This is a genomic window from uncultured Citricoccus sp. (assembly GCF_937871995.1).
GTDB lineage: Bacteria > Actinomycetota > Actinomycetes > Actinomycetales > Micrococcaceae > Citricoccus.
Map to the genome: position 1 here is coordinate 1 of NZ_CALMQR010000023.1, position 18,332 is coordinate 18,332.

Annotated in this window: 20 protein-coding genes and 1 pseudogene; 8 read left to right on the forward strand and 13 right to left on the reverse strand. The window is 63.8% G+C overall.

Annotated elements, in window-relative coordinates; translation table 11 throughout:
- Positions 1 to 181: 181 nt before the first annotated feature.
- The 5 genes and pseudogenes from Q0283_RS02065 to Q0283_RS02080 all read right to left on the reverse strand — a co-directional run bounded on the left by Q0283_RS02065 (position 182) and on the right by Q0283_RS02080 (position 4,028).
- Positions 182 to 550, reverse strand: coding sequence for a hypothetical protein (locus Q0283_RS02065; RefSeq protein WP_298042421.1), 369 nt, complete (start codon positions 548 to 550; stop codon positions 182 to 184).
- A gap of 418 nt (positions 551 to 968) precedes the next feature.
- A pseudogene (locus Q0283_RS17600) lies at positions 969 to 1,061 on the reverse strand (recombinase family protein); the annotation flags it as partial.
- A 37-nt stretch (positions 1,062 to 1,098) separates the two neighbouring features.
- Positions 1,099 to 1,608 (reverse strand): hypothetical protein, encoded by a 510-nt coding sequence (locus Q0283_RS02070; protein WP_366133761.1) that lies wholly within the window; start codon positions 1,606 to 1,608, stop codon positions 1,099 to 1,101.
- A 156-nt stretch (positions 1,609 to 1,764) separates the two neighbouring features.
- On the reverse strand, positions 1,765 to 2,478 hold the full coding sequence (locus Q0283_RS02075; RefSeq protein WP_298042426.1) for a DUF4240 domain-containing protein: 714 nt from the start codon (positions 2,476 to 2,478) through the stop codon (positions 1,765 to 1,767).
- Positions 2,475 to 4,028: an insulinase family protein gene (locus Q0283_RS02080; protein WP_298042429.1), complete on the reverse strand. Its 1,554-nt coding sequence runs from the start codon at positions 4,026 to 4,028 to the stop codon at positions 2,475 to 2,477. The genes Q0283_RS02075 and Q0283_RS02080 overlap by 4 nt, the downstream gene beginning before the upstream one ends.
- Before the next feature lie 433 nt (positions 4,029 to 4,461).
- Here Q0283_RS02080 and Q0283_RS02085 point away from each other — a divergent pair, with 433 nt between their 5' ends.
- Positions 4,462 to 4,866, forward strand: coding sequence for a hypothetical protein (locus Q0283_RS02085; protein WP_298042431.1), 405 nt, complete (start codon positions 4,462 to 4,464; stop codon positions 4,864 to 4,866).
- A gap of 247 nt (positions 4,867 to 5,113) precedes the next feature.
- The gene (locus tag Q0283_RS02090) at positions 5,114 to 6,079 is read left to right on the forward strand and encodes a toll/interleukin-1 receptor domain-containing protein (RefSeq protein WP_298042434.1); all 966 of its coding nucleotides are present in this window, start codon (positions 5,114 to 5,116) and stop codon (positions 6,077 to 6,079) included.
- Positions 6,080 to 7,331: 1,252 nt separating this feature from the next.
- On the opposite strand, the gene Q0283_RS02095 is transcribed toward Q0283_RS02090, so the two are convergent.
- Positions 7,332 to 7,544: a hypothetical protein gene (locus Q0283_RS02095; RefSeq protein ID WP_298042437.1), complete on the reverse strand. Its 213-nt coding sequence runs from the start codon at positions 7,542 to 7,544 to the stop codon at positions 7,332 to 7,334.
- A gap of 587 nt (positions 7,545 to 8,131) precedes the next feature.
- Here Q0283_RS02095 and Q0283_RS02100 point away from each other — a divergent pair.
- The gene (locus tag Q0283_RS02100) at positions 8,132 to 8,581 is read left to right on the forward strand and encodes a hypothetical protein (RefSeq protein WP_298042440.1); all 450 of its coding nucleotides are present in this window, start codon (positions 8,132 to 8,134) and stop codon (positions 8,579 to 8,581) included.
- A 77-nt stretch (positions 8,582 to 8,658) separates the two neighbouring features.
- Positions 8,659 to 8,916 (forward strand): hypothetical protein, encoded by a 258-nt coding sequence (locus Q0283_RS02105; protein ID WP_298042443.1) that lies wholly within the window; start codon positions 8,659 to 8,661, stop codon positions 8,914 to 8,916.
- An 85-nt stretch (positions 8,917 to 9,001) separates the two neighbouring features.
- On the opposite strand, the gene Q0283_RS02110 is transcribed toward Q0283_RS02105, so the two are convergent.
- The 3 genes from Q0283_RS02110 to Q0283_RS02120 all read right to left on the reverse strand — a co-directional run bounded on the left by Q0283_RS02110 (position 9,002) and on the right by Q0283_RS02120 (position 10,418).
- Positions 9,002 to 9,394 carry an SdpI family protein gene (locus Q0283_RS02110; RefSeq protein ID WP_298042447.1) on the reverse strand — a complete coding sequence of 131 codons (393 nt, stop codon included), beginning with the start codon at positions 9,392 to 9,394 and terminating at the stop codon, positions 9,002 to 9,004.
- Between the two features lie 293 nt (positions 9,395 to 9,687).
- Positions 9,688 to 10,077: a hypothetical protein gene (locus tag Q0283_RS02115; protein WP_298042451.1), complete on the reverse strand. Its 390-nt coding sequence runs from the start codon at positions 10,075 to 10,077 to the stop codon at positions 9,688 to 9,690.
- Entirely contained in the window at positions 10,074 to 10,418 is a 345-nt protein-coding gene (locus Q0283_RS02120) for a PadR family transcriptional regulator (protein ID WP_298042453.1), read from the reverse strand. The genes Q0283_RS02115 and Q0283_RS02120 overlap by 4 nt, the downstream gene beginning before the upstream one ends.
- Positions 10,419 to 10,933: 515 nt before the next feature.
- On the opposite strand from Q0283_RS02120, the gene Q0283_RS02125 reads away from it, so the two are divergent.
- Both Q0283_RS02125 and Q0283_RS02130 read left to right on the forward strand, forming a co-directional pair.
- The gene (locus tag Q0283_RS02125; RefSeq protein ID WP_298042455.1) at positions 10,934 to 11,140 is read left to right on the forward strand and encodes a hypothetical protein; all 207 of its coding nucleotides are present in this window, start codon (positions 10,934 to 10,936) and stop codon (positions 11,138 to 11,140) included.
- A 236-nt stretch (positions 11,141 to 11,376) separates the two neighbouring features.
- Positions 11,377 to 12,279 carry a hypothetical protein gene (locus tag Q0283_RS02130; protein WP_298042458.1) on the forward strand — a complete coding sequence of 301 codons (903 nt, stop codon included), beginning with the start codon at positions 11,377 to 11,379 and terminating at the stop codon, positions 12,277 to 12,279.
- A 266-nt stretch (positions 12,280 to 12,545) separates the two neighbouring features.
- Here Q0283_RS02130 and Q0283_RS02135 read toward each other — a convergent pair whose 3' ends face one another.
- On the reverse strand, positions 12,546 to 13,118 hold the full coding sequence (locus tag Q0283_RS02135) for a recombinase family protein (RefSeq protein WP_298042460.1): 573 nt from the start codon (positions 13,116 to 13,118) through the stop codon (positions 12,546 to 12,548).
- A gap of 238 nt (positions 13,119 to 13,356) precedes the next feature.
- On the opposite strand from Q0283_RS02135, the gene Q0283_RS02140 reads away from it, so the two are divergent.
- Positions 13,357 to 14,610, forward strand: a complete 1,254-nt coding sequence (locus Q0283_RS02140) for a hypothetical protein (RefSeq protein WP_298042463.1) — start codon at positions 13,357 to 13,359, stop codon at positions 14,608 to 14,610.
- Positions 14,611 to 14,805: 195 nt separating this feature from the next.
- Here the strand turns inward: Q0283_RS02140 and Q0283_RS02145 are convergent, their stop codons facing one another.
- Positions 14,806 to 15,204, reverse strand: coding sequence for a hypothetical protein (locus tag Q0283_RS02145; RefSeq protein ID WP_298042466.1), 399 nt, complete (start codon positions 15,202 to 15,204; stop codon positions 14,806 to 14,808).
- A 533-nt stretch (positions 15,205 to 15,737) separates the two neighbouring features.
- Here Q0283_RS02145 and Q0283_RS02150 point away from each other — a divergent pair.
- Complete coding sequence (locus tag Q0283_RS02150) at positions 15,738 to 16,583, forward strand: DUF4062 domain-containing protein (protein WP_298042469.1); 846 nt, start codon at positions 15,738 to 15,740, stop codon at positions 16,581 to 16,583.
- Between the two features lie 112 nt (positions 16,584 to 16,695).
- Here Q0283_RS02150 and Q0283_RS02155 read toward each other — a convergent pair whose 3' ends face one another.
- Both Q0283_RS02155 and Q0283_RS02160 read right to left on the reverse strand, forming a co-directional pair.
- Positions 16,696 to 17,748, reverse strand: a complete 1,053-nt coding sequence (locus tag Q0283_RS02155; RefSeq protein ID WP_298042472.1) for a hypothetical protein — start codon at positions 17,746 to 17,748, stop codon at positions 16,696 to 16,698.
- 98 nt (positions 17,749 to 17,846) lie between these two features.
- Positions 17,847 to 18,332, reverse strand: a 486-nt coding sequence (locus tag Q0283_RS02160) for a DUF4365 domain-containing protein (RefSeq protein ID WP_298042474.1), incomplete at its 5' end; no start/stop codon positions are given.

The window sequence follows — 18,332 nt, forward strand, 5'->3', positions numbered from 1 at the left end:
GCTGCCGCTTAGGCAGCCTGACCCACCCTGTCACCTATCGGTGCAGCAGTCCCGGACGCGAACGCGCGAAGAGACAGTCAGGCGCGCCGAAGCCTGTGCCGGATGGGGATCCTCAAGTGCCACAGCGTCGGTGAGCTGGGGTGCTGGTCAGCGTGGGATGGCACGGCTCCACCTGATGAGTTCAGTCGGCTTCCTCGTGGAGCAAGGAGTTGATGCTGAGGGAAGCAATCGGTGGATGCTCATCAATGTATGAAATCTCGACGTCATCGACATGTCCTCCTTCATGCCACAACATCACCAACGGCGAGAATTGAGCAGGGTCGGACGTCGAAGTATCAAAAACCAAGGGGTTCTCTGCTTGTGGCGGCAACCGCGGCGCCTGGGTCGCCACTGAAACCTCGAAACATTCCTGGCAATAGTCTTTGGGGCGCGTGGTGCAGCCAGTGAACTGCTGGCCAAGGATTGCGGCATAGTCGTCCCCCACTGCCGCAAGCTCCGCCAGGAGTCGAGCTTGAGCAAGGGTAGGGGGCCCCATTTGTGGTCGTTCCATTCGACTAATTCTCCTCCGTAGTCGATCCCGTTCGCGCCGAATCGTCGGTGCCACCCCCATCGACGTTTGACCCAGGCAGTGGGGCCTTGGCCGGCAGGACCAGGATTCGATGCTGCTGCCAGACTGGCCGCAGGACCATCCCCTTGCGCACGGTCTCGACGTCACTTGGCGGAGTAAGGAAGACACCTTCTGACATTCGTGCCGTTGGCTTCTGGATCTGACAGTGGATCAATGGTGGCACGGCTCGGGCAGCGCCCCGTATGCATCGTCTAGGTAACGGTGTGCCATGCGACCCACCCCTGGGTCGACCGTCATCGGCGTCGCGGTTCGGAATCGGCGACACATAGATCCGTGACTCACGGTGGTCATAGGCGTTGGACCAGCACCCTCTGTCCGGCCTCGCGAGGGTGGTCGGATGAGAAATGTGGCGGTAGAGGGTCTGCGGGGTGACGCTCAGTTTCTCGCCCAGTGCGCTGACGTTGGTGTCCGTCTGACCCATTGAGGCCATCGCCTCGAACGGCTGAGCGCATGGACGCCGCGGCGACTCGCTAGTGGTGTACTTTGCCCCAGTCCCATACGCGCGAGTGGGCCAATCGCGCCCGGTCCTCGGGTAGCAGCTTGTACGCAGCCCACCCGGACATCCCGACCAGCGTGGTGACCATGAGCCAGAACTCAATGGCCTCGCCCTTCGGGTCCGGGGCCCAGTCCTCGGGCGTGCCGACAGCCACCGCGTATTCCGGGTCCTCGGGGTCCACGACCACCTCTACGTCATCACCGACGGCGGTACCGTCGGGAACGTTCTCCGGGAACCCGAGCCACAGTTTCCGGCCCTCGAGGCTCACGTCGTACTCGTAGCCACCGCGGTACAACTGACGACCCGTCACGGTGACCTGGATGCGTGGGGCAGTTTCTACCAGGTGGCCGTAATAGGCCCGCGACTGCTGGTACCCGTCCTGCATGCCCCAGCCGAGAAGGGCGGCCAAGGCGCAGATGCCTACGACGAACCCCCGGCGTACCGTCACTGGCAGGCGGGGCGTGCGGTGTTGAGAGCTCGTCATCGGTGGAGCCTTCCTGCGAGATGCCATGCACCATCATTGTGCGGACTTGGCTTCCAGCAGTCGACGGCACAAAGGTCAGAGGCCATTTGCACGAACTGTCCGGAAGCCTGATGCCTCTGTCCGCAAAGAGTTCACAGAACGAGGGAGTCGGAGCCATTAGTGCGGCAGCGGGTTCAGTTTCGGGTAGCGTGCGCGCAGCGCGTCCTGGTCGTCCTCATCCCACTCCTGACCTGCGGGCTCCGTCGCCGTTTCCAGTCCCGGATGGGAGGGATAGTCGGTAAAGATCTCCCGGCCGGTGGCCTCCACGTAGGCGTCCATCGCGGCGTAGGACAGCAGCTCCGCCTCGCCGACCTGGCCGGTGTTTTCTAGGCGGCCATCGGCCACGGCCTGGGGGTCGGCCGGTACGGCCTCGAAGTAGTCCTGGCCCTGGGCGATGACCCAACTGCGGAAGTCCGTGAAGCAGTCATCCGAACACCCGCCCATCAACAGGTACGCCGCGCCCCACAAATCCCACGAGTACAGCTCCTGCTGGTGGGCCGCGAACGCCACGTCGAACGCGGCGATCTCCTGGGCCGGAAGACCCGCGAGGATGGTGGTCAGGTTCTCGGTCTGGTCCTCGACGCTGGCACCGGCCGATGGCCCAGACTGGTCAATGAGTTGCCAAAAACGGTCATCGCCCATCGCCGCAACCGTGGGCAACTCCGTCGGCCCCCCCGCCCCCTCCCCGCCGTTGGGCGCTGCCGGGGAGGCGTCGGTGATGTAGGCGAAATCCTCCGCGCCCTGGCCTTGGCTGTCGGCGCCGTCGCCGCATCCGGTCAGCGCGATGCACAGCATCACGCCGAGTGCGACGCCCGTAAGAGGCTTTCTCACGCGGGCTCCTGTCCTGAATGCTCAGCACGGTCATCGCGGGGGCGCGTGGTGATCTGGCGTCGTGGCGGGACGTGCTGGCAGATCTGGTCTACGGCGCGATCCCCGCCCTTCAGCGCGACCGTGGGCACTTCGATGACCTCGCCGTTGAGGCCCGCGATGGTGGTCTGGACATCGTCCGGGTCCGAGGCGTCCTGTTCCACCGCGGCGACCTGGTCCCAGGCCAGCGACCGCCGGAATTGACCGTCGGTGATCAGCACCCCGTCATCGCCCACGATGAGCTTCAGGCCCTTGGGCGCGCCGGCCAGTCGCGCGAACAGCTTGACAGGGTAGACCGTCCCGGTGACATCCGGGCCCGGCTGGGGGCCCATCACCGGTGCGACCAGGCCCGGGGTGCCCGGCTCGGGCTCCTCGGCGTGGTCTTGGTCCGGGACCCCGACGGCGAGGGTGGAGTCCAGGTCGGCCAGCCAGGCTCGCACGTCCTCGTCGGTCACTGCGCGCACGGCTGCCCCCAGGTCTTCCAGGGCTGGTTGCGGCGCCTGCAGGAATGCTGCTTCGGCGGCCTCGAAGAGCTCGACGGTCTCGTGGTGGGGGTCCTCGAGTTGGTCCTGGACCTCCTGGTGGGCCGCCTGCCGGTCGGCGTCCGTCACGCCGTGGTCCCGCAGTTCGCGCAGGATACCCAGGATCCCCTCGGCCGCCTGACGCAACGAGGACTGCGCGGTCCGCACGATGATCACCGCCACCCCGGATCGCGGTTGTAGCGCCTGGCCGGCCTCGATGTCGTAGACCACCCCGGCGTCCCGGCGCAGCTGGCGGAAGGTGCGGCGGCGCAGTGTCCCGAGCACCAGCCGAGCCACCGGGTCCACCTCGGCGGACATCCCTGGCACCTGGAAGGACAACACCAGGTCCTCACCACCGGTGGTGTACTCCCCGGGCAAGACCAATGGCACGGGATCGAACTCCGGCACGGAGCGACGGGCACCCTCGGGCAGGGGGAGCTGCAAACCGGCCGGGGGTTCACCCGTGAGGACCAGCAAGGCGTTGCCGCGGGTGAAATACTCCCGGGCAAAGGAACGGATCTCGGCATCGGTCAGCTTCTCGATGAACCGCGACGACACCCCGGCCAGCCCCGGCCCGCGCAGTCCGTAACGGACCGTCAGCGCCTCGGCCACGGCCGGTTCCCCCAGCGCCGAGACGTCGCCTTCTGCCGCGAGGATCCTCTTCTCGTGCTCGATCCGGGCCGAGGGCAGGGAACCGTCGGCCAGCTCGGAGATCCCCTGGCACAAAGACCGCAGTTGACGGGCTACCTTCTCGGGTGTCCCTTCCACTTGGAAGGTGGTGGTGAGCATGCCGGAGCTGCCGTTGACGTCCGGGTCCAGGTCCTCGACCTCGACGAAGGCCAGGTGCTCTACCAGGTGTCCCGTGCCCAGAGTGTGGAAGGCCTCGTCCACCGCACCGGCGCGGAAGACCAGATCCGCCCGCAGCCGGCCCGGCAGGGCCCGCCAGTGGACCTCCACGCCATCGATCTCGGTGATGGTCGGTGCAGCGCTCATGTCGTCCCTCGGGCGTCGCGGCCACTGTCCAGTGGCCAAATCAGTGGTCGAGAACAGGGCGCCTCGAAACCGTGGTGTGCACCGAATGTACCCGGCGCCAGGACCCTCAAGGCGCATCCTGCCGTGTCAGGGCCTCGTGGCGCACGAAGGACGAGATTCTGAGCCACCCGCAGCCGTGATTCCTCGGAGCCCCCTATTAGCGGCCACAGCCTTACGCCTGCTCGCCAGTTGCTTCCCCGGTCCCTGTGCAGGTTATTTCCGTGCCAACCGAAAACCGCTCCTTGACCACTCGGCGTCCTACAACTGGTCCAAGGGCGCGTTCTGCAACACGCGCGCCATAGACAGCCTCCCGCACGGGGATCCTCGTTTAGGACGGCGCCGGTGATTCGCATGCGACGATGAGTCGCACTGGAACGGGATTATGGGGGCGAGCATGGGCGCGGACGGCATTTGGCAGTGGATCTGCGGCGGCCTTGGTGCGACTGTCCTGATCGCGGGCCTGGTCCAACTTGTGCAAGGAGCCCTGCTTGGCTGGGCTGCCGTCATCGCAGCCGTGCTGCTGTTGTTCGGCGTTCTGGTGTGGCGTCGATGGCCGATGCGTTACCGCTGGGGCCGCTTCATGCGGGTCTGCGGCGTGTACATCGGATCCATCTGGTTCATCGCCCTGATGCTTGGGGTACTCGGCTGGGGTGGTGAGTTCTCCTGGGCAGCATGGGGTGCAGGCATCGGAGTCGCTACTCTCACCGTCTGGGGTGCGGACCCGGGTTCCCGGTCAGCGGGCGGCGGAACAGGCGCCGCGACCGGTCAGGAATCGGCCCGGCAGACAACGGAATCCTGAGCGTCGCACTAGACGATCCTTTGATGGGAAGCCCGGAGACCGGGACGGGTAGCTTTGACCTTTTCGAACTGACGGCCTGGGGCCCGGTCAGCCACACTCACGCCGACATAGTCGATTGCCTGTCCAACCAATTCTGTGACCCGTCCTCGCGAAAGCGTCCAAGTGCGGGCTTGAGCCGTCAGAGATGAACTGTTGTTATCGAGACAGCGTCCAGTCATGTGTCCGAAGCTCATGCAACGATGGGCCCGTGGCTAACGATCAGAACCCTGCCCCGAAGGTCTTCATCAGCCATGGGTCGGAAGACAAGGAGCGTTTTGTAGAAGCCTTCGCCCAAGAGCTTCGCGCAAATGGGATCGAGGCATGGTACGACCGGTGGGAGATCGGTCCGGGCGACTCCATGGTGCAGCGTATTTTCGACGAGGGCATTGGCCAGGCCCAAGCGGTGATCATCGTGCTGTCACATACAAGTGTGGTTAAGCCTTGGGTGAGGGCGGAGCTAGAAACTGCTGTCGTGCAGAGGATCACAAAAGCGGGGATCCAGCTGATTCCGGTAGTCATTGATCAGGACACGGACGTTCCGGTGGCCTTGAGGAGTCTTCGCTGGATTTCAGCTGAGGCCCTCGACGTTCCGAAGGCTGCTGCCGAAGTTGTGGATCACTTGTTCAATGTGACCCGTAAGCCTCTGCTGGGGAAGCCTCCTGCCTACCTGACGACGAAGCTGAACCTGTTGGACAATGCGGTCGACGATACGGTCCTAAACATCATTTTGGAGACCTTCGCAGAGTTGGGCCCAAGGGTAGTGATCCGCAGTATTTTGATCGAAGAGAAGGCTTCAAGGCTGGGCATCTCGGCTGAAGCGGTCCGCGATTCGATCTATGTCCTCCATCGGTCAGGGAAGGTGAAGGGGAACCTTTTTGCGGGCGGGACCTGGATGCTTAATGGGGTGTCACTGTGGGTGTGGCTGCAGTACGCGACCACTCGCGGTCTGGATCTCGATGCCTTCCGCGCCAGCATCCTTGCTGATGTGGTCAATACCGGAACCCGGGAGATCGACCCCGAGCGCTTTGAAGCACCGGCGCAGGTGATTTCCGCATTGCTGGATGAGTTTCAGGGCCGGGGCCTACTCAAATTCAGTCAGGTCGCGAGTGGGCGCATAATCATCACCCAGGTGTCACCCCTTGCTAAGCGTGCGCTTGCTCAACTGACCTCGTGATAGCCCCCGCGTGTCCGCTGAAAAGCCATTCGGCGGCTCCAGCAGCGTCCCTCCGGCTTGGGAAGGGCGGGCACGGAGGGCCACCGATGACAGAGTGGAAGGGGCCGGGAACTATGTAGTTCCCGGCCCCTTCGGTCACCCGCTACTTCTTGCGGGTCTGGGCGAGAGCGCTAGCAGCAACGCTCTTGGCTGCCTTTGAGCCATTCCCCGAGAGGATCTTGGCTGCCTTCGATGCCACAGACTTGGAGGTCTGCTTGGGGTTCCCTCCGCGCCTAGCCACGACGACCACCGCCGAGGTAGAAGCGGCCGGGGCGACCGGGGAAATCCGGGCGGGGGTTGATGGGACGAAGTGGACGGGGGATGCCCGGAACCGGGCGGCGGCTGGCGATCAACGCCATCACCTCATTCTGTATCGATGGAACTTGCTTGCGCGGTCATCGATGCAGGCTTTGCATTCTGGGACACGCGGACCTCAGGGTTTGGAGGTCCATCCACCAGAGAGTTAGAGTCTCAGTAATTCTCCCCAGAATTGACTTCGACCCCGCCTTCAGCATTCCCCCGCTGGCTGCGGGGTTGCTGTCGTTAACTACACGCTTGTCATTCTACTGTGACTCGCGGACGAACTGCTGGTCTGATCAGGTTCATCCCTAGTCACAGCGTCCATCATGGCTGGTAGTACAGACTTTCGGCAACAACGTTATCCACAGGGGTTGTGGACAGAGACGTGTGGCGCATTTAGAGATGGAAGCACGCGGGCTGGCGCTAGCCTGCGCTATCCGGAAATGCATGAATCGGACCGTAAATCAAGCACTGTCGCTTTTCGTGGTGCCGTCCACAGGTGTTGTGCGCTGCTCATCCACGTGAAAAGCCTTCGAAAAACAATTCTTGAAGCCCGACCTTTCGGGCGTGTCGTGAGAGTATTTCGCCAAGCTCAGCTTGTGCGGTTAATCGGTCGGCGCCAGCCCTAGAGCACATTTGCTAACGGACTTTACGTCGGCCTGAAACGCTGGCTGGTCGTGACAGCCGAGCTGCTGACTGAGGATTCGATAATGCCTCGGTCGCTGGGGTGAGACACTCCTTCCGGGACTACCGGATGGTGGTCGAAGGCACCATCCACCGGTACTGGACCGGGATCCCCTTGCGGACGGCATCCAGGAACTGGCTGGCGTCTCCCCGGCATGCCGTACACCCGCACCTCGCGCGGTTCTTGGCTATCCCTAGGGCAGGCCCCTGGCGGATCCGGGCCGGGCTCTCAGTAATTCGCGTGTGGCGGGTCGTCCCGAGTGTTGCGCTCGTTAGAGAAGAACAGAAGTGCAACACCGCCGGCCCCGATGGCCCCCAGGAGGAAGAAGATCCAGTCCTGGAAGATGAAGCCGCTCAGAAAAATCACCAGCATCACGGCTGCGCCGATGCTGCACACCATGCGGGACCGTTGCCGGATGGTCATGTCCTGGAGCCTCTTCATGCGCCACATCGTCCCATCCGGGTATTCCCCGTGGCCATCCTTCGCCTAGGGCGGCCGACCCATTCACCGTGTCCGGGCAGATCGAGGCATGGGTCCGGGCCCCTCGGTTTCCGCCGTCCCATCTAACGATCCCTGACCAGGACATGAACTGCTTCCGAGCTGCTGGCTTCATGCCTCGGGTGGATGTTGCGTTATGCCCGCCGGGATAGCCTCGGGGCATGGGACCTGTGGCGGAGGGGAACACTGTGGGTAGGCGACCGGGCAAGTTTCTACGGGTGGCGTTCGCTGCGGCCGTGATCTCGGGGTGCCTGGCGGGGTGTTCGCAGGCCCCGACCTCGACGATCGTGACGGACTCGGGTGAAGAGAAGACCATCAGTTGGGCGGATTACCCCGGGCATGCCGGCACCGATGCCGAAGACGTCCTTGCCGCCCCCACCCCGGAGCAGACCGAGCGCCGGGCGCAGGCGATCATGGGTGAGATCGAGGCGGTGTTGAGTCGGGACTATGGGTTCTCGTGGAGCGCCGATGGGGATGCGACCGGGTGGTATCCCCAGACTGGGAACGGGTACGGAGGTGAGTCCCTTCTGGTGACCTACAACTCCCAGTCCCGCGTCAGCGATGGCGTGCCGGAGGGGCCCGATGCCTGGCGAGAGGTCCTGGCCGACATCGACGGTGTATTGGCCGGGCACGGGCTGGGCCCGGTGGTCCTGGAGCACGAGTCCTCCCCGTACCTTGATGACGCCCGGTGGCAGGAGGAGCTGCACCAGCGTTTCGGCACGACCAATCCCGATGAGTACTGGGAGTGGAACGCCACCTCCTACAGCGACTCCCAATGGCTGAACGTGACCCTGACAGATACCACCAAGGACGCCACCGGTCACGCCGCTGACGAGGCCCGCGAGTATGGCTGGCCCCTGCGTGCGGTGGGCCTGTCCTTCGGTGCCACCACCGTCCCGGCAGAGCAACGCGACGAGTTCCGGCGCGCCTTGGAACCCTTCGAAGGCCTGGACAAGCCCGAGTCCACTACCTCGGATTGAGCGCACGGACACTTACAGCTGACGCGTCGAGCATCGCGGCAACTCGGGATACGACTGGATGACCGGCAGGAGGGCCCATGGCTGACTGGGAGATCGACGTTCCGGAGGATGCGCCGGAGCGCGACCCGTCCGTCGAGGCGATTGAAGTTCGGCTCGCAGCAAGCTCGGAGCGGGCGGTGACGGCCCAAGAGGCCATGCGTGCGGCCGAACGAGAACTGTCTTCCCTGGTGAAAGAGGCGATAACCGCCGGGATCGCGGTGACCAAGGTAGCGGCCCTGGCACGGGTGACCACCGACGATATCCACCGCGTCCTGGAGAAGGGGAGCCTCTACTGATCGGTCTGACGTGAAGGACCCATCGAGGCTGTGTCCGGTTGTGGATCGTCTTGCGGAGCGCATTTGTCGATGTGCGGCCGGCTGACTATCGGGTCCAGGTGTCTATCTGGCCGACTCGGCGGTGTGGAACCTCCGCCGCGGCTCGGGTGCCGACCCGGGCGCCGTGCAGCGTGAACCCCAGGATTGCCCCGCAGCCGACGAGCACGGAGATGACGACCACCGGCATGGGCACCGGCAGCAGCGCGACCAGTCCGCTAACCATGGCGGCGCATCCGGCAAGAGTCGTAGGGCGTTTGGCGCGTATGTGGGCGGCCAGCCATGCCTCCTCGCTGGCCATCGTGCTGGGCAGGCGGATACCCACGAACTGGTTCCTCTTCAACCGCCCGGAAGCGGCGGCACGGGCCATCCACCAGAGGAGAACACCGGACCCCACCATCACGACGAACAGCACAATCCTCGACACCAGTTCGTCATTCATCGTCGCGAGCCTATCCGAGCGCGGCGCACGTCCGCGCCCTGGGCGCCCTGAGTGTGGGGTAAGGCGAAGGCCCCAGCCGAAGGGGTGGCTGGGGCCTTCTGTCATCATCACTCACACCTTGATGAGGTGCTTTTGACGGTAGCGATCGAGGCTGGTCACGGGCGGTAGTGGCGGGGGGCGGCCATCCCTGAGCGAGACGGTGGTCCAATCGCCTGGTCGTAGCACGCCGTCCGCTAGGTCCCGGGTTGTTGGCGGATACCTACAGGGGTCCGTGACTCCGGGCGGCCGAGTGCTTACCGTCCCGTGGTGCGCGGCGCGGGGCGCAGGTAATCCGTGAGGAAACCGCCCAGCAGGCCCGTCCCCACGATCACCAGGGCCGGCCACAGTGTGACCGGTCCGGTGAGGACCTTGATGTCGAAGCCTGTCAGGGGTTTGAGTGCCAGGCTGGCCAGGCCGTAGGCGATGGCCAGCAGGACCGCGACGGCGACCACGCGCTGGCCTCGGTTGCGCCGCTTGACCGCAGGGAAGCTCTCGGCGTACTGCTCGGCGGGGCCGAACTCGGCCTCCGCGGAAACGCCGGTGGCCGCGGTGTGGGTGCGCACCTCCTCGATTGCCTCGACGATCTGGGATTCCGGCAGACCGCGTTGACGCAGGTTGAAGGCCAGATCGTGTTCGTAGCTCATGAAGGATCCTGTCGGGTGGTGCGGAGGGTGGTGAGGGTCTGGCCCATGTGGTTCCACGCGGTGTGGGCCCGGTCGAGTTCTTCGGCTCCAAGTGGTGTTAGGGAGAAGACCTTGCGACCCGGTCCGGTCTCATCGTGTTCCCATTGGTGGTCCACCAGAGCCTGGTCCTCGAGGCGTCGGAGCAGGGGATACAGGGTGCCACCCTTGATCCTGGGGAAGCCGTTGTCGCGCAAGACCTCGATCAGGGCGTACCCATGGCGCGGTCCGGCGTGGAGCAATGCCAGCACCGCCTGGGGTAGCGCGGCCCGGGTGATCTCCGCGGACCAATCGATCGCGGTCATGCTAGATAGTAACACTATCTAGATATTCTTGGCGTGCGAGGTGGGCTGCGTGACTGGCCCGGTTTGGCCGGTGTCGCATCCAACAGTCGACGGAACCAATGCCAACCGCTGTCGCACCTATTTACCAGGGACGGGTGCCGAGACCCCACCGCAAAGGGATCCCCAAGTGCCACAGCGTCGGTGAGGTGGCTGCCTGCCAGATGCGGATTGCACGCGCCAACTGAGAAGTTCAAGCGGAGCTGTGACTAGTCTGCGTGCGCTCAAGTGATGGACCCGGTCCATGCCTGCTAGTTCTCGGCGGACTAGCAGGCTGCCTCGGCCTGTGGGCTCTGGCCCTTCTGACGTGGCTGTTTTACAGTAAGCGCACCACTCGGTGCGACGTTGTCATGGTCTGAGGGGAACGCGTTACCTGGTCTGACTCGCCCCCCGATTTTGGAGGAATCACTGTGGCAAGCCCCAAGGTCAGGTCCGGATCCGCCGCCGTTGATCGGCGTGCTCCGCGGAGGGCATCCGGGTTGAGCAGGATCCTGGTTGTGCTGTTCCTGGTCTTCGGGGCAGCCACCCTGTTCGTGGTCGCTGGGGCCATCTGGGGTACCACGGAGAACTCGCCGTACTCGCCTGCCGACCTCCTGTTCTGGCTGGCCGTGCCCTTGGCAATGGTCACGGGGTTAATGGGTTGGATGCTGCGACGGCAGAAGCGCGCGCTGGGCTACCTCTCCTAGCAGTTTTCGCAGTGAGGCCTAGCTGCATAGGCGGCGGACATTGCCCGCAAGTGGATCCCTTGGCGGGAAGCCGCGGGGATCACCCGTAGTCAACCGTAGGATTTGGCCATGAGAAATGCGCGATGGTCGAGTGCTGCGCTGCGACGTGGCACCGCAGTTTTGTCGGCTGGCAGGGAGGCCGGGGACGTCGCGCCTGTTGCTGGGGGTGTGCGGCCCAGATTCGGGAGGGCGTTCGGATGAGCTTGGTGTCCGGTTTGCTGAACTGTGCCAATGATTGGCAGATGGCCAAGGTTTTCCGCCAGGTGAACCCCGACCAGGCCACCGTCGAGCTCAGAGAACTCCTGGGCCAAGCTGACTGGGTGGAGGACTATGGGGAGCCGGACGCAGAGATCCCGGAGGATTTCCGTCAGTATCTCCAGGAGCGGCCAAAGGCCGCTTATGAAGAGCGGGTGATCGTCGAGTTAGAGGACGAAACCAGTGCCCTCATGAGCGGCTTCGAGGACCCGTGGGACGGGGATGATTCTGGCCAGGCGCCAGGCGAGCACGAGGTGGGCAGGGATGAGGCCCCTCTGACTGTCTACGACGAGAATTGTCTTCGCTTGGCGGAGGTGGTGGGGCTGGGCCAGCACGGCCTGCCGGCCGGTGTCGAAGCGGGCATGTTCTTCATGGAGATGGCCATGGGATACGAGCAAGCGTACAAACGGTTGTTCCCGTGGTGGCCGGTGCTGCCCCATGAACAGGGCCCGCGGTCGATGTTCGTAGGCCAAACAGTGACTGCCGGTGATCACGACTGGGTGATGCCGATGCTGCCCTTCTTAACAGGGTTCATGACTGTCGTGGCCGAGATCAACTACGACCGCCGGTGGCAGCACTGGTGGCTGAGCACCGGGCTGAGGGAGGTCTCGCTGGAGGGCGAGCCCGACCCCGAGCGCAGACTCCAGGACAGCGGCCTGCGCAGGGTCCGACGCCAGGGCCTGGAGGTCCGCGTCTGGCTGGATGTGGGTGCCGATGAGCCCGCAGGCTGTGATGGGGCGGCGATGGCCCGGACCCTGGTCGCTGAATCCTTGGCGGTGTGCGCGCGAAGAATTGGCGCCGCCGCACCACCACCCTTGCCACTAAGAAGCGCCGACCAAGAGTAGAGCACCCGTAGAGCACCGCCCTCACTCAGATACCAAGTATCAGACGAGCACGCGGTGTTTCGACTGTCCACAAGGACTCCCTGAATAAAACCGCTGACGAAGGTCCCGCAGGAGGAACCCCCACCGGACACGCCAACAGCCGACGTGGGTGAACGGTGGCACGCCACTAGGGGCATCCCGTAGGACCCGTCCGGTGGTCCTTCCCGGTGACGGGGCGCCATATGGCGCGCCCTCCGATGATCGGTGCGGAGCGCAGGGCTCCTTGTTCAGGGTTTGGCCAGGTGCCGGTAGATGGTGGGGCGGGTGACACCGAATTCCCGAGCGATCTGCTCGACAGTATGGACGCGTTTGCCCTCGGCGTCGGTTTCCTCGTACATTTCGCGGGCCAGTTTGACCTGGCGCGGGCCGAGCTTGGGTTTCTGCCCGCCGGTGCGCCCGCGGGCCCGGGCAGCGGCGAGCCCGTCCCGGGTCCGTTCGGACATCAAGGCGTGTTCGAACTCGGCGATCGAACCGATGATCTGGAAGAACATCCGCCCCAGGGCGGTGGAGGTGTCGATGCCCTGGTCCAGGACCACCAGGTCCACGCCGCGCTCCTGCAGCGTTTTGGAGAGCTCGATGAGGTTCTCCAGCGACCGTCCGAGCCGGTCCAGCTTGGTGACCACGAGTTGGTCCCCGGGCCGGTTGGCCGAGAGCAGGGCTTTGTCGAGTTCGGGCCGGCGGGCGAGCGTGCCCGAGGCGGTGTCGAGGAACACCTGCTCGCAGCCGGCCGCGACCAACGCGTCGTGCTGGGCCTCGGGGTGCTGGTCGCGGGTGGAGACCCGCCCGTATCCGATTCGCATCCCCAAAACGTATCATCCACGGGGGTGGGCGTTACATTGGCGCGTACACGGCAAGCGTTACGAAAGCGACCGCCGGATCACACGGCGTTCGGATTGACGTCTGGACTGTATCGCGAACGATCGTTTCCGTAGCAATCACTCTCGAGTGGGACTTGGGCGCCGTAGAGAGTCGTGCCGGTTCGTGATTCATGGGGGGCTGTTCTCGATGAAGCCCGACGGCCGGTGCGAGGATGGGCGCATGGACGACGCGGTGGTGGAACTGTTGGCGGGTCCGCGCGGTCGGCGCCTGTGCCTGGAATTGGCGAAGACGCTTAGCCCCCGGGCCGCCGAGCTGGTGTTCTGGCTCGGGTTTGAGTTCGATCCAGTCAGGGGCACGTCCCGCGTCCTGCTGACCGCCGACGGCAGGAAGGCCTCCGCCGTCGACTCCCGTCCTGCGGTCTCGACCGATCAGTTGGCGAGAGTCCTGACCGGCATGGACCTGTCCGGTATCACGGACGAGCAGATCCAGGCGGGCTTGGCCGAGGCGGTGGCGACCGCCATGTACTGGCAGGAGCCCGACGGCGAGGACGTGCTCGCCGGCCACCGGTCCATCCACGGCGCCCTGGGGCCGGTGGCCGAACGTGTGCTGGATTCATCGCCGGCACGGCACTGGGGGCAGCCGAGGCAAGCGGTGCAGTGGGTGATCGACTGGCGGCTACCGGAGGACCTGGCCCCGCTGCCCCGGGATCCGCAGCGCGTTCTGGCCGTCTGGGCTCGGGACGAACGAGCCGAGGAAGCCCGCGCTGTCAACGAACGCCCCACCGACCCGGAAGCGCTGTACTCGGGGAACTGGTGGTCGATCCCACAGGACCTCATCCTCAGTGTCGGGCAGATCCCGGCCGGGTTGGACCTCATCGAGGACAGCTTCGGATGGGACGCGGCGACGGTGATCCCGGTGCGCGGGGCGGGAAGAACCTACGAGATCCACACCCCCAAGGACTGGGTCCGGCTGTGCCGGGAGCAGCCCCTGGAGGTGAGCGCCTCGCGTCGGCATGACTGGTACCGGGTCACCGGGCGGACCGGCCGATGGGTGATCCCGGACTGGGAGCAGGTCGCCTCTGAGTGGGACGCGGTGCACCTGACGACCTTGGGTTACCTCAGCGCAGCCACCCGTGAACTGCCGGTCGATACCGACACCGCCACCGTGATCGCGGGCTGGAACCCGACACCACCATCTGGCTCACCGACACCCTCCGCGAAGCGGACGAGCCCCGACAACAATGGCACCGCCAACCCGGCAACGACGCCTGGACCCGGGACTAACCTCTCCACGCCAGCTACTAAGGCCACTCCGACAACAGCGTTGACCAGGGAAGCCGCCACCGAAGTCCGCAGACGGCGCAAGGTGGGTCAATGTGACATCGATTTTCCGGGATGTCCGGCCCGGGCCATTCGCACCGGAATTGGACGGCGTTCCTCGCTCCTGCCGCCCCTCCGCGAACAGGACTTTTGAGCACGCGGTGTTCAGAAGTCGACGGCACCGCCCGCACGATCAGTGGCCTGGCATTGCCGTCGGGTTCTGGAACCGACAAGCTCGGTGTAACCGACCAACTCCAGGGTCAGCGGACCAGCATTTCCGTCGACGTAGACCACCGCGTGGTCGCCTGGCCCCCATCGGTTGGCGGGACGGCGGAGGTCGGTTTCCTGGTTACTTGCGGTCCAGGATCAGGGCGACGGCGATGCCGAGCATCCAGATGTCCTTAGCCAGTGCCGTGCCCTCGGCGGTGGGGCGGATGCCGTCCTCCTGGGTCATGCCCGGTGTCCTGAGGTACATGGTGAACAGCGACCCGGAGAAGATCCCGAGGCCGAGTCCGGCCAGACGGCTCGGCACGAAGGGGGCCAACAGGGTCGCGCCCAGGGTCATCTCCGCGTAGCTGAGCAGTTTGCCGAACCGCTCGGGTGGGATTCGGTCGGCCGGCGGGATGACCTGAGTCGCCATGGCCTGCAGTCCGGCCGCGCTGTCCTTGTCCAGATGGCGCTTGCCCAGACCCGCATTGAGGATGAAGGCTCCGGTGACCAGGCGCAGAGGGATGTGACTTACTCTCATGATCGATCCATTCATCGAGGTCGGTTCCCTAGAAGCGAGCCTAGTTTCGCGCCCTGCCCTCCCACCAGCCTTCACCACACGAGTCGTGCTCGCCGCGCCCCAGCCTCGTCATCCGGTCCTCGTCTCAATAACTCGACAGTTCTCAGGTAGTTGAGACAGCAGCGAATGAGACAGGCAAATGAGACGAAGCGGTGCGATGGTGGCTTCGGTCAGTTTCGCGAGAATCCGGGAAATTTGGGCGGACCGGCAGCACGATCAAGGAGTCCGGTCTGGCATCTCATCAAGGGAACGATTTTTGAGACAGGCGGGGGCGGCTGCCAAGACACCGACGAGCAATATCCTGATCCGCCTCTTGCTCCGTGAGTCAGTGCGTACCCGGTTGCACCGCAAGGGCGCCTACTGAGACGTGGCTGAGATGGCATCGGAGAGGGCCGCGGCGCTCCTGAGCTTGTCGGGTGCCAGGATTCCGTCCCAGGCGGGGTTGGGTTGTGACAGATGCCCGAGATGTCGGATGAATCTACTAGGTTCTTGTCATGCCCAGTCACGTCACCGCGCTCCAAGTCATGATCGCTTCACCGTCCGATGTACTGGAGGCACGGGAGGCTGTGTATACGGCGTTGTCCCGTTGGAATGAAGCAAATACCTCTAGCCGCAAAATCGCGCTGATTGCCAGCCGATGGGAAACTGGAGCGGTACCAATGTTGGGCGATCATCCACAGGCACTTATCAATAAGCAACTGGTGGCCAAGGCTGACATAGTCATTGCACTCTTTGGCAGTCGCATGGGTCAAGCCACGCCTTCGGCAGTGTCAGGGACCGCCGAGGAGATTGCCGAAGCCGAAGCTGCGGGAAAACCCGTACACCTGTATTTCTCAACCGCTCCGCATGCGAACGATGTCGACCCAGCACAACTGCAGGCTCTCCGTGATTTCAAGAAGGCGATTGAGGAGCGCGGCCTCTATGGGACCTTCAACAGCGTGGAAGAACTGACTGCTCACGTATGGCAGGCAATTGAACATGATCTTCATCGGCTCGAGCTGACCGCCGACGAAGACGCGAAGCCTGTTACCGGCGTCGACTTCTTGGCGCAGCCGGGTGAAGAACGTCTGCCGAAAACGGACTCGAGAGGGCGGCTCAAGTATGAAACGAAGCGTTGGATAGACCTAATAAACAGAGGTGGATCAGACGCTGAAGACGTGGTGATCGAGCCTGTAGCCGATGGAATCTTTTTGGGCGGGTCCGGTCAGCCAACGATCATCCACGCAGGCCAATCCCGTCGTTTCCCTCTGATGCTGGCGTTGAGCGCTGGCGATCCGGCCATCAAAGTGACGTGGACAGAATCTAAGGAGACTAGAGAGCGCATCTTTCACGTGGGATAAGATCGACTTCCGCTTGAACGCCGATAGCGGCGCATACGTCCGTGAAACGTTCTAGTTGTATCCGCCCATGAGGTGGCAGTCGGCTGATCGGCGGTCGCAGCCAGGTCGTCTGTTACTCGACACCTTCGAGAGTGGCCGACAGCGGCTGTGGTTCTGCTATGCCTTCAAAGAAGGCGTAGCGGCCGGTGCGAGTCTGCACTTTGCCTTGAACCACGACGGTAGTTCCGCCGTGCATCCACTCGTGGAGCACTCCAAGTTGTTCGGCGCGTACCTGCATCTCTACCCGGCTTTTTCGGCCACCACTCGGCCCGGGAGCCTGGATGACGATTTCGCCAAATAACTCTCCTTTCACGTGCTCAATCCGAATGATGGGACCGACTAAAACTCGAATGGGGTCTGGGTTTGACTCTGCCAGGATGTGTGCGGAGGACGTCACAAGCTGACGAGCTTCAGTCGGAATTGCCACGGCCCGCGGAAGATTCTGGCTAGCGGGCTCGGCGCCGGCCCAAGCAAAGCTGGTCTCGAGGAACGAGATATCCGGCTCCGTCAGTGCGGTGGCAACCTTGCTCAGCAATTCCTTGGTACCGCCGGCGTAGACGACGGGAAGAAGGGCGCGCCGGGTCGGTTCGATACCCGGCTTTATGATCTGGCGTTCGAAGGCGTCGAGCGATTGGGCGAGCGTCCGAGTCACCCGGCGCTCGTCTGACTCAGGAACTACTTGATCGACGCCCTCAAGTGCCGGCTGCTCAGGCGGCTCAGGCTGGTCTATGTGCAACAGAACCGGAAAAACGAAGCTGCCGACTTCGGTATGCCCAAGTCGGGCTTGGGCAGCGATCTTATCGCCCGCCTTGGTGTAGTTCTTGATGCTCTGAGTGGGACGACGGGACGCGGTGGCGGCGGCGCGAATCATCCCGAAGGCACTGTTGATGACCGTGGCTGCAGATTCGAGCGGGATAGAGTCTCCGGAAGCGTTCACCCGAAAACGCATGAAGTCGTAGTTCTTATACTCGATGGCGCGCTCAATATCGCGGGGATTCTCTTTAGTAGGGGCGGCGATGCGTTCGAGCACGCCGTCCCATTCCAAGGTGTCTCGCCGCAACGAGTTCGGCACATAAAGCTCAGCGGACGAACCGGGCAGCGTCCACAGAGACGCGCGGTCGCTCATGCGCTCTTGGACCCACTGACGCCGCCGCAGCTCCGCAGTGACGTCCGAGACAGCATGAGAAGACGACGTCTCGAAGTGAGGCCGATGGCCGCGGGGGCTCATGCGACTTTCCCATCGGCGATGTCGTACGCAAGGTCTCGCCAGTCGTAGATGGATTCTCCTGTGAGACGGTCCTTTTTTGTAAAGACCATGGACGCCAGGTCCGTCGAGGCATCGAAGCGGCGACCATAGGCGACGGTGTTATGACGGGTGAAGCTGGCGTCGTAGTCCAGCCACCCCGGTATGTCACTCGGGACTTTGACCACTACTACGAACACGGGTGTGTCGCTGGCGGTCCACTTCTTCAGCCAAGTCGGTTCAAGGGACAAGGTGAATCGGCTGCCTTTGACGCTGAACTTGGACGTGCACTTTATTTGCACCCGCACGGGCATGCGCGCGAAGTCGATCGCGCCATCAATCGCCATGATGTCTTCGTCAATACTCGTCTCGGTGAACGATGCGCCGGCGTGCGCGCAGAGCGCGCGCACATAAGCTGCTCCGTAGCGTGCACGGCGACCATTGTCCGTGAAATCTACGTGTGCCGA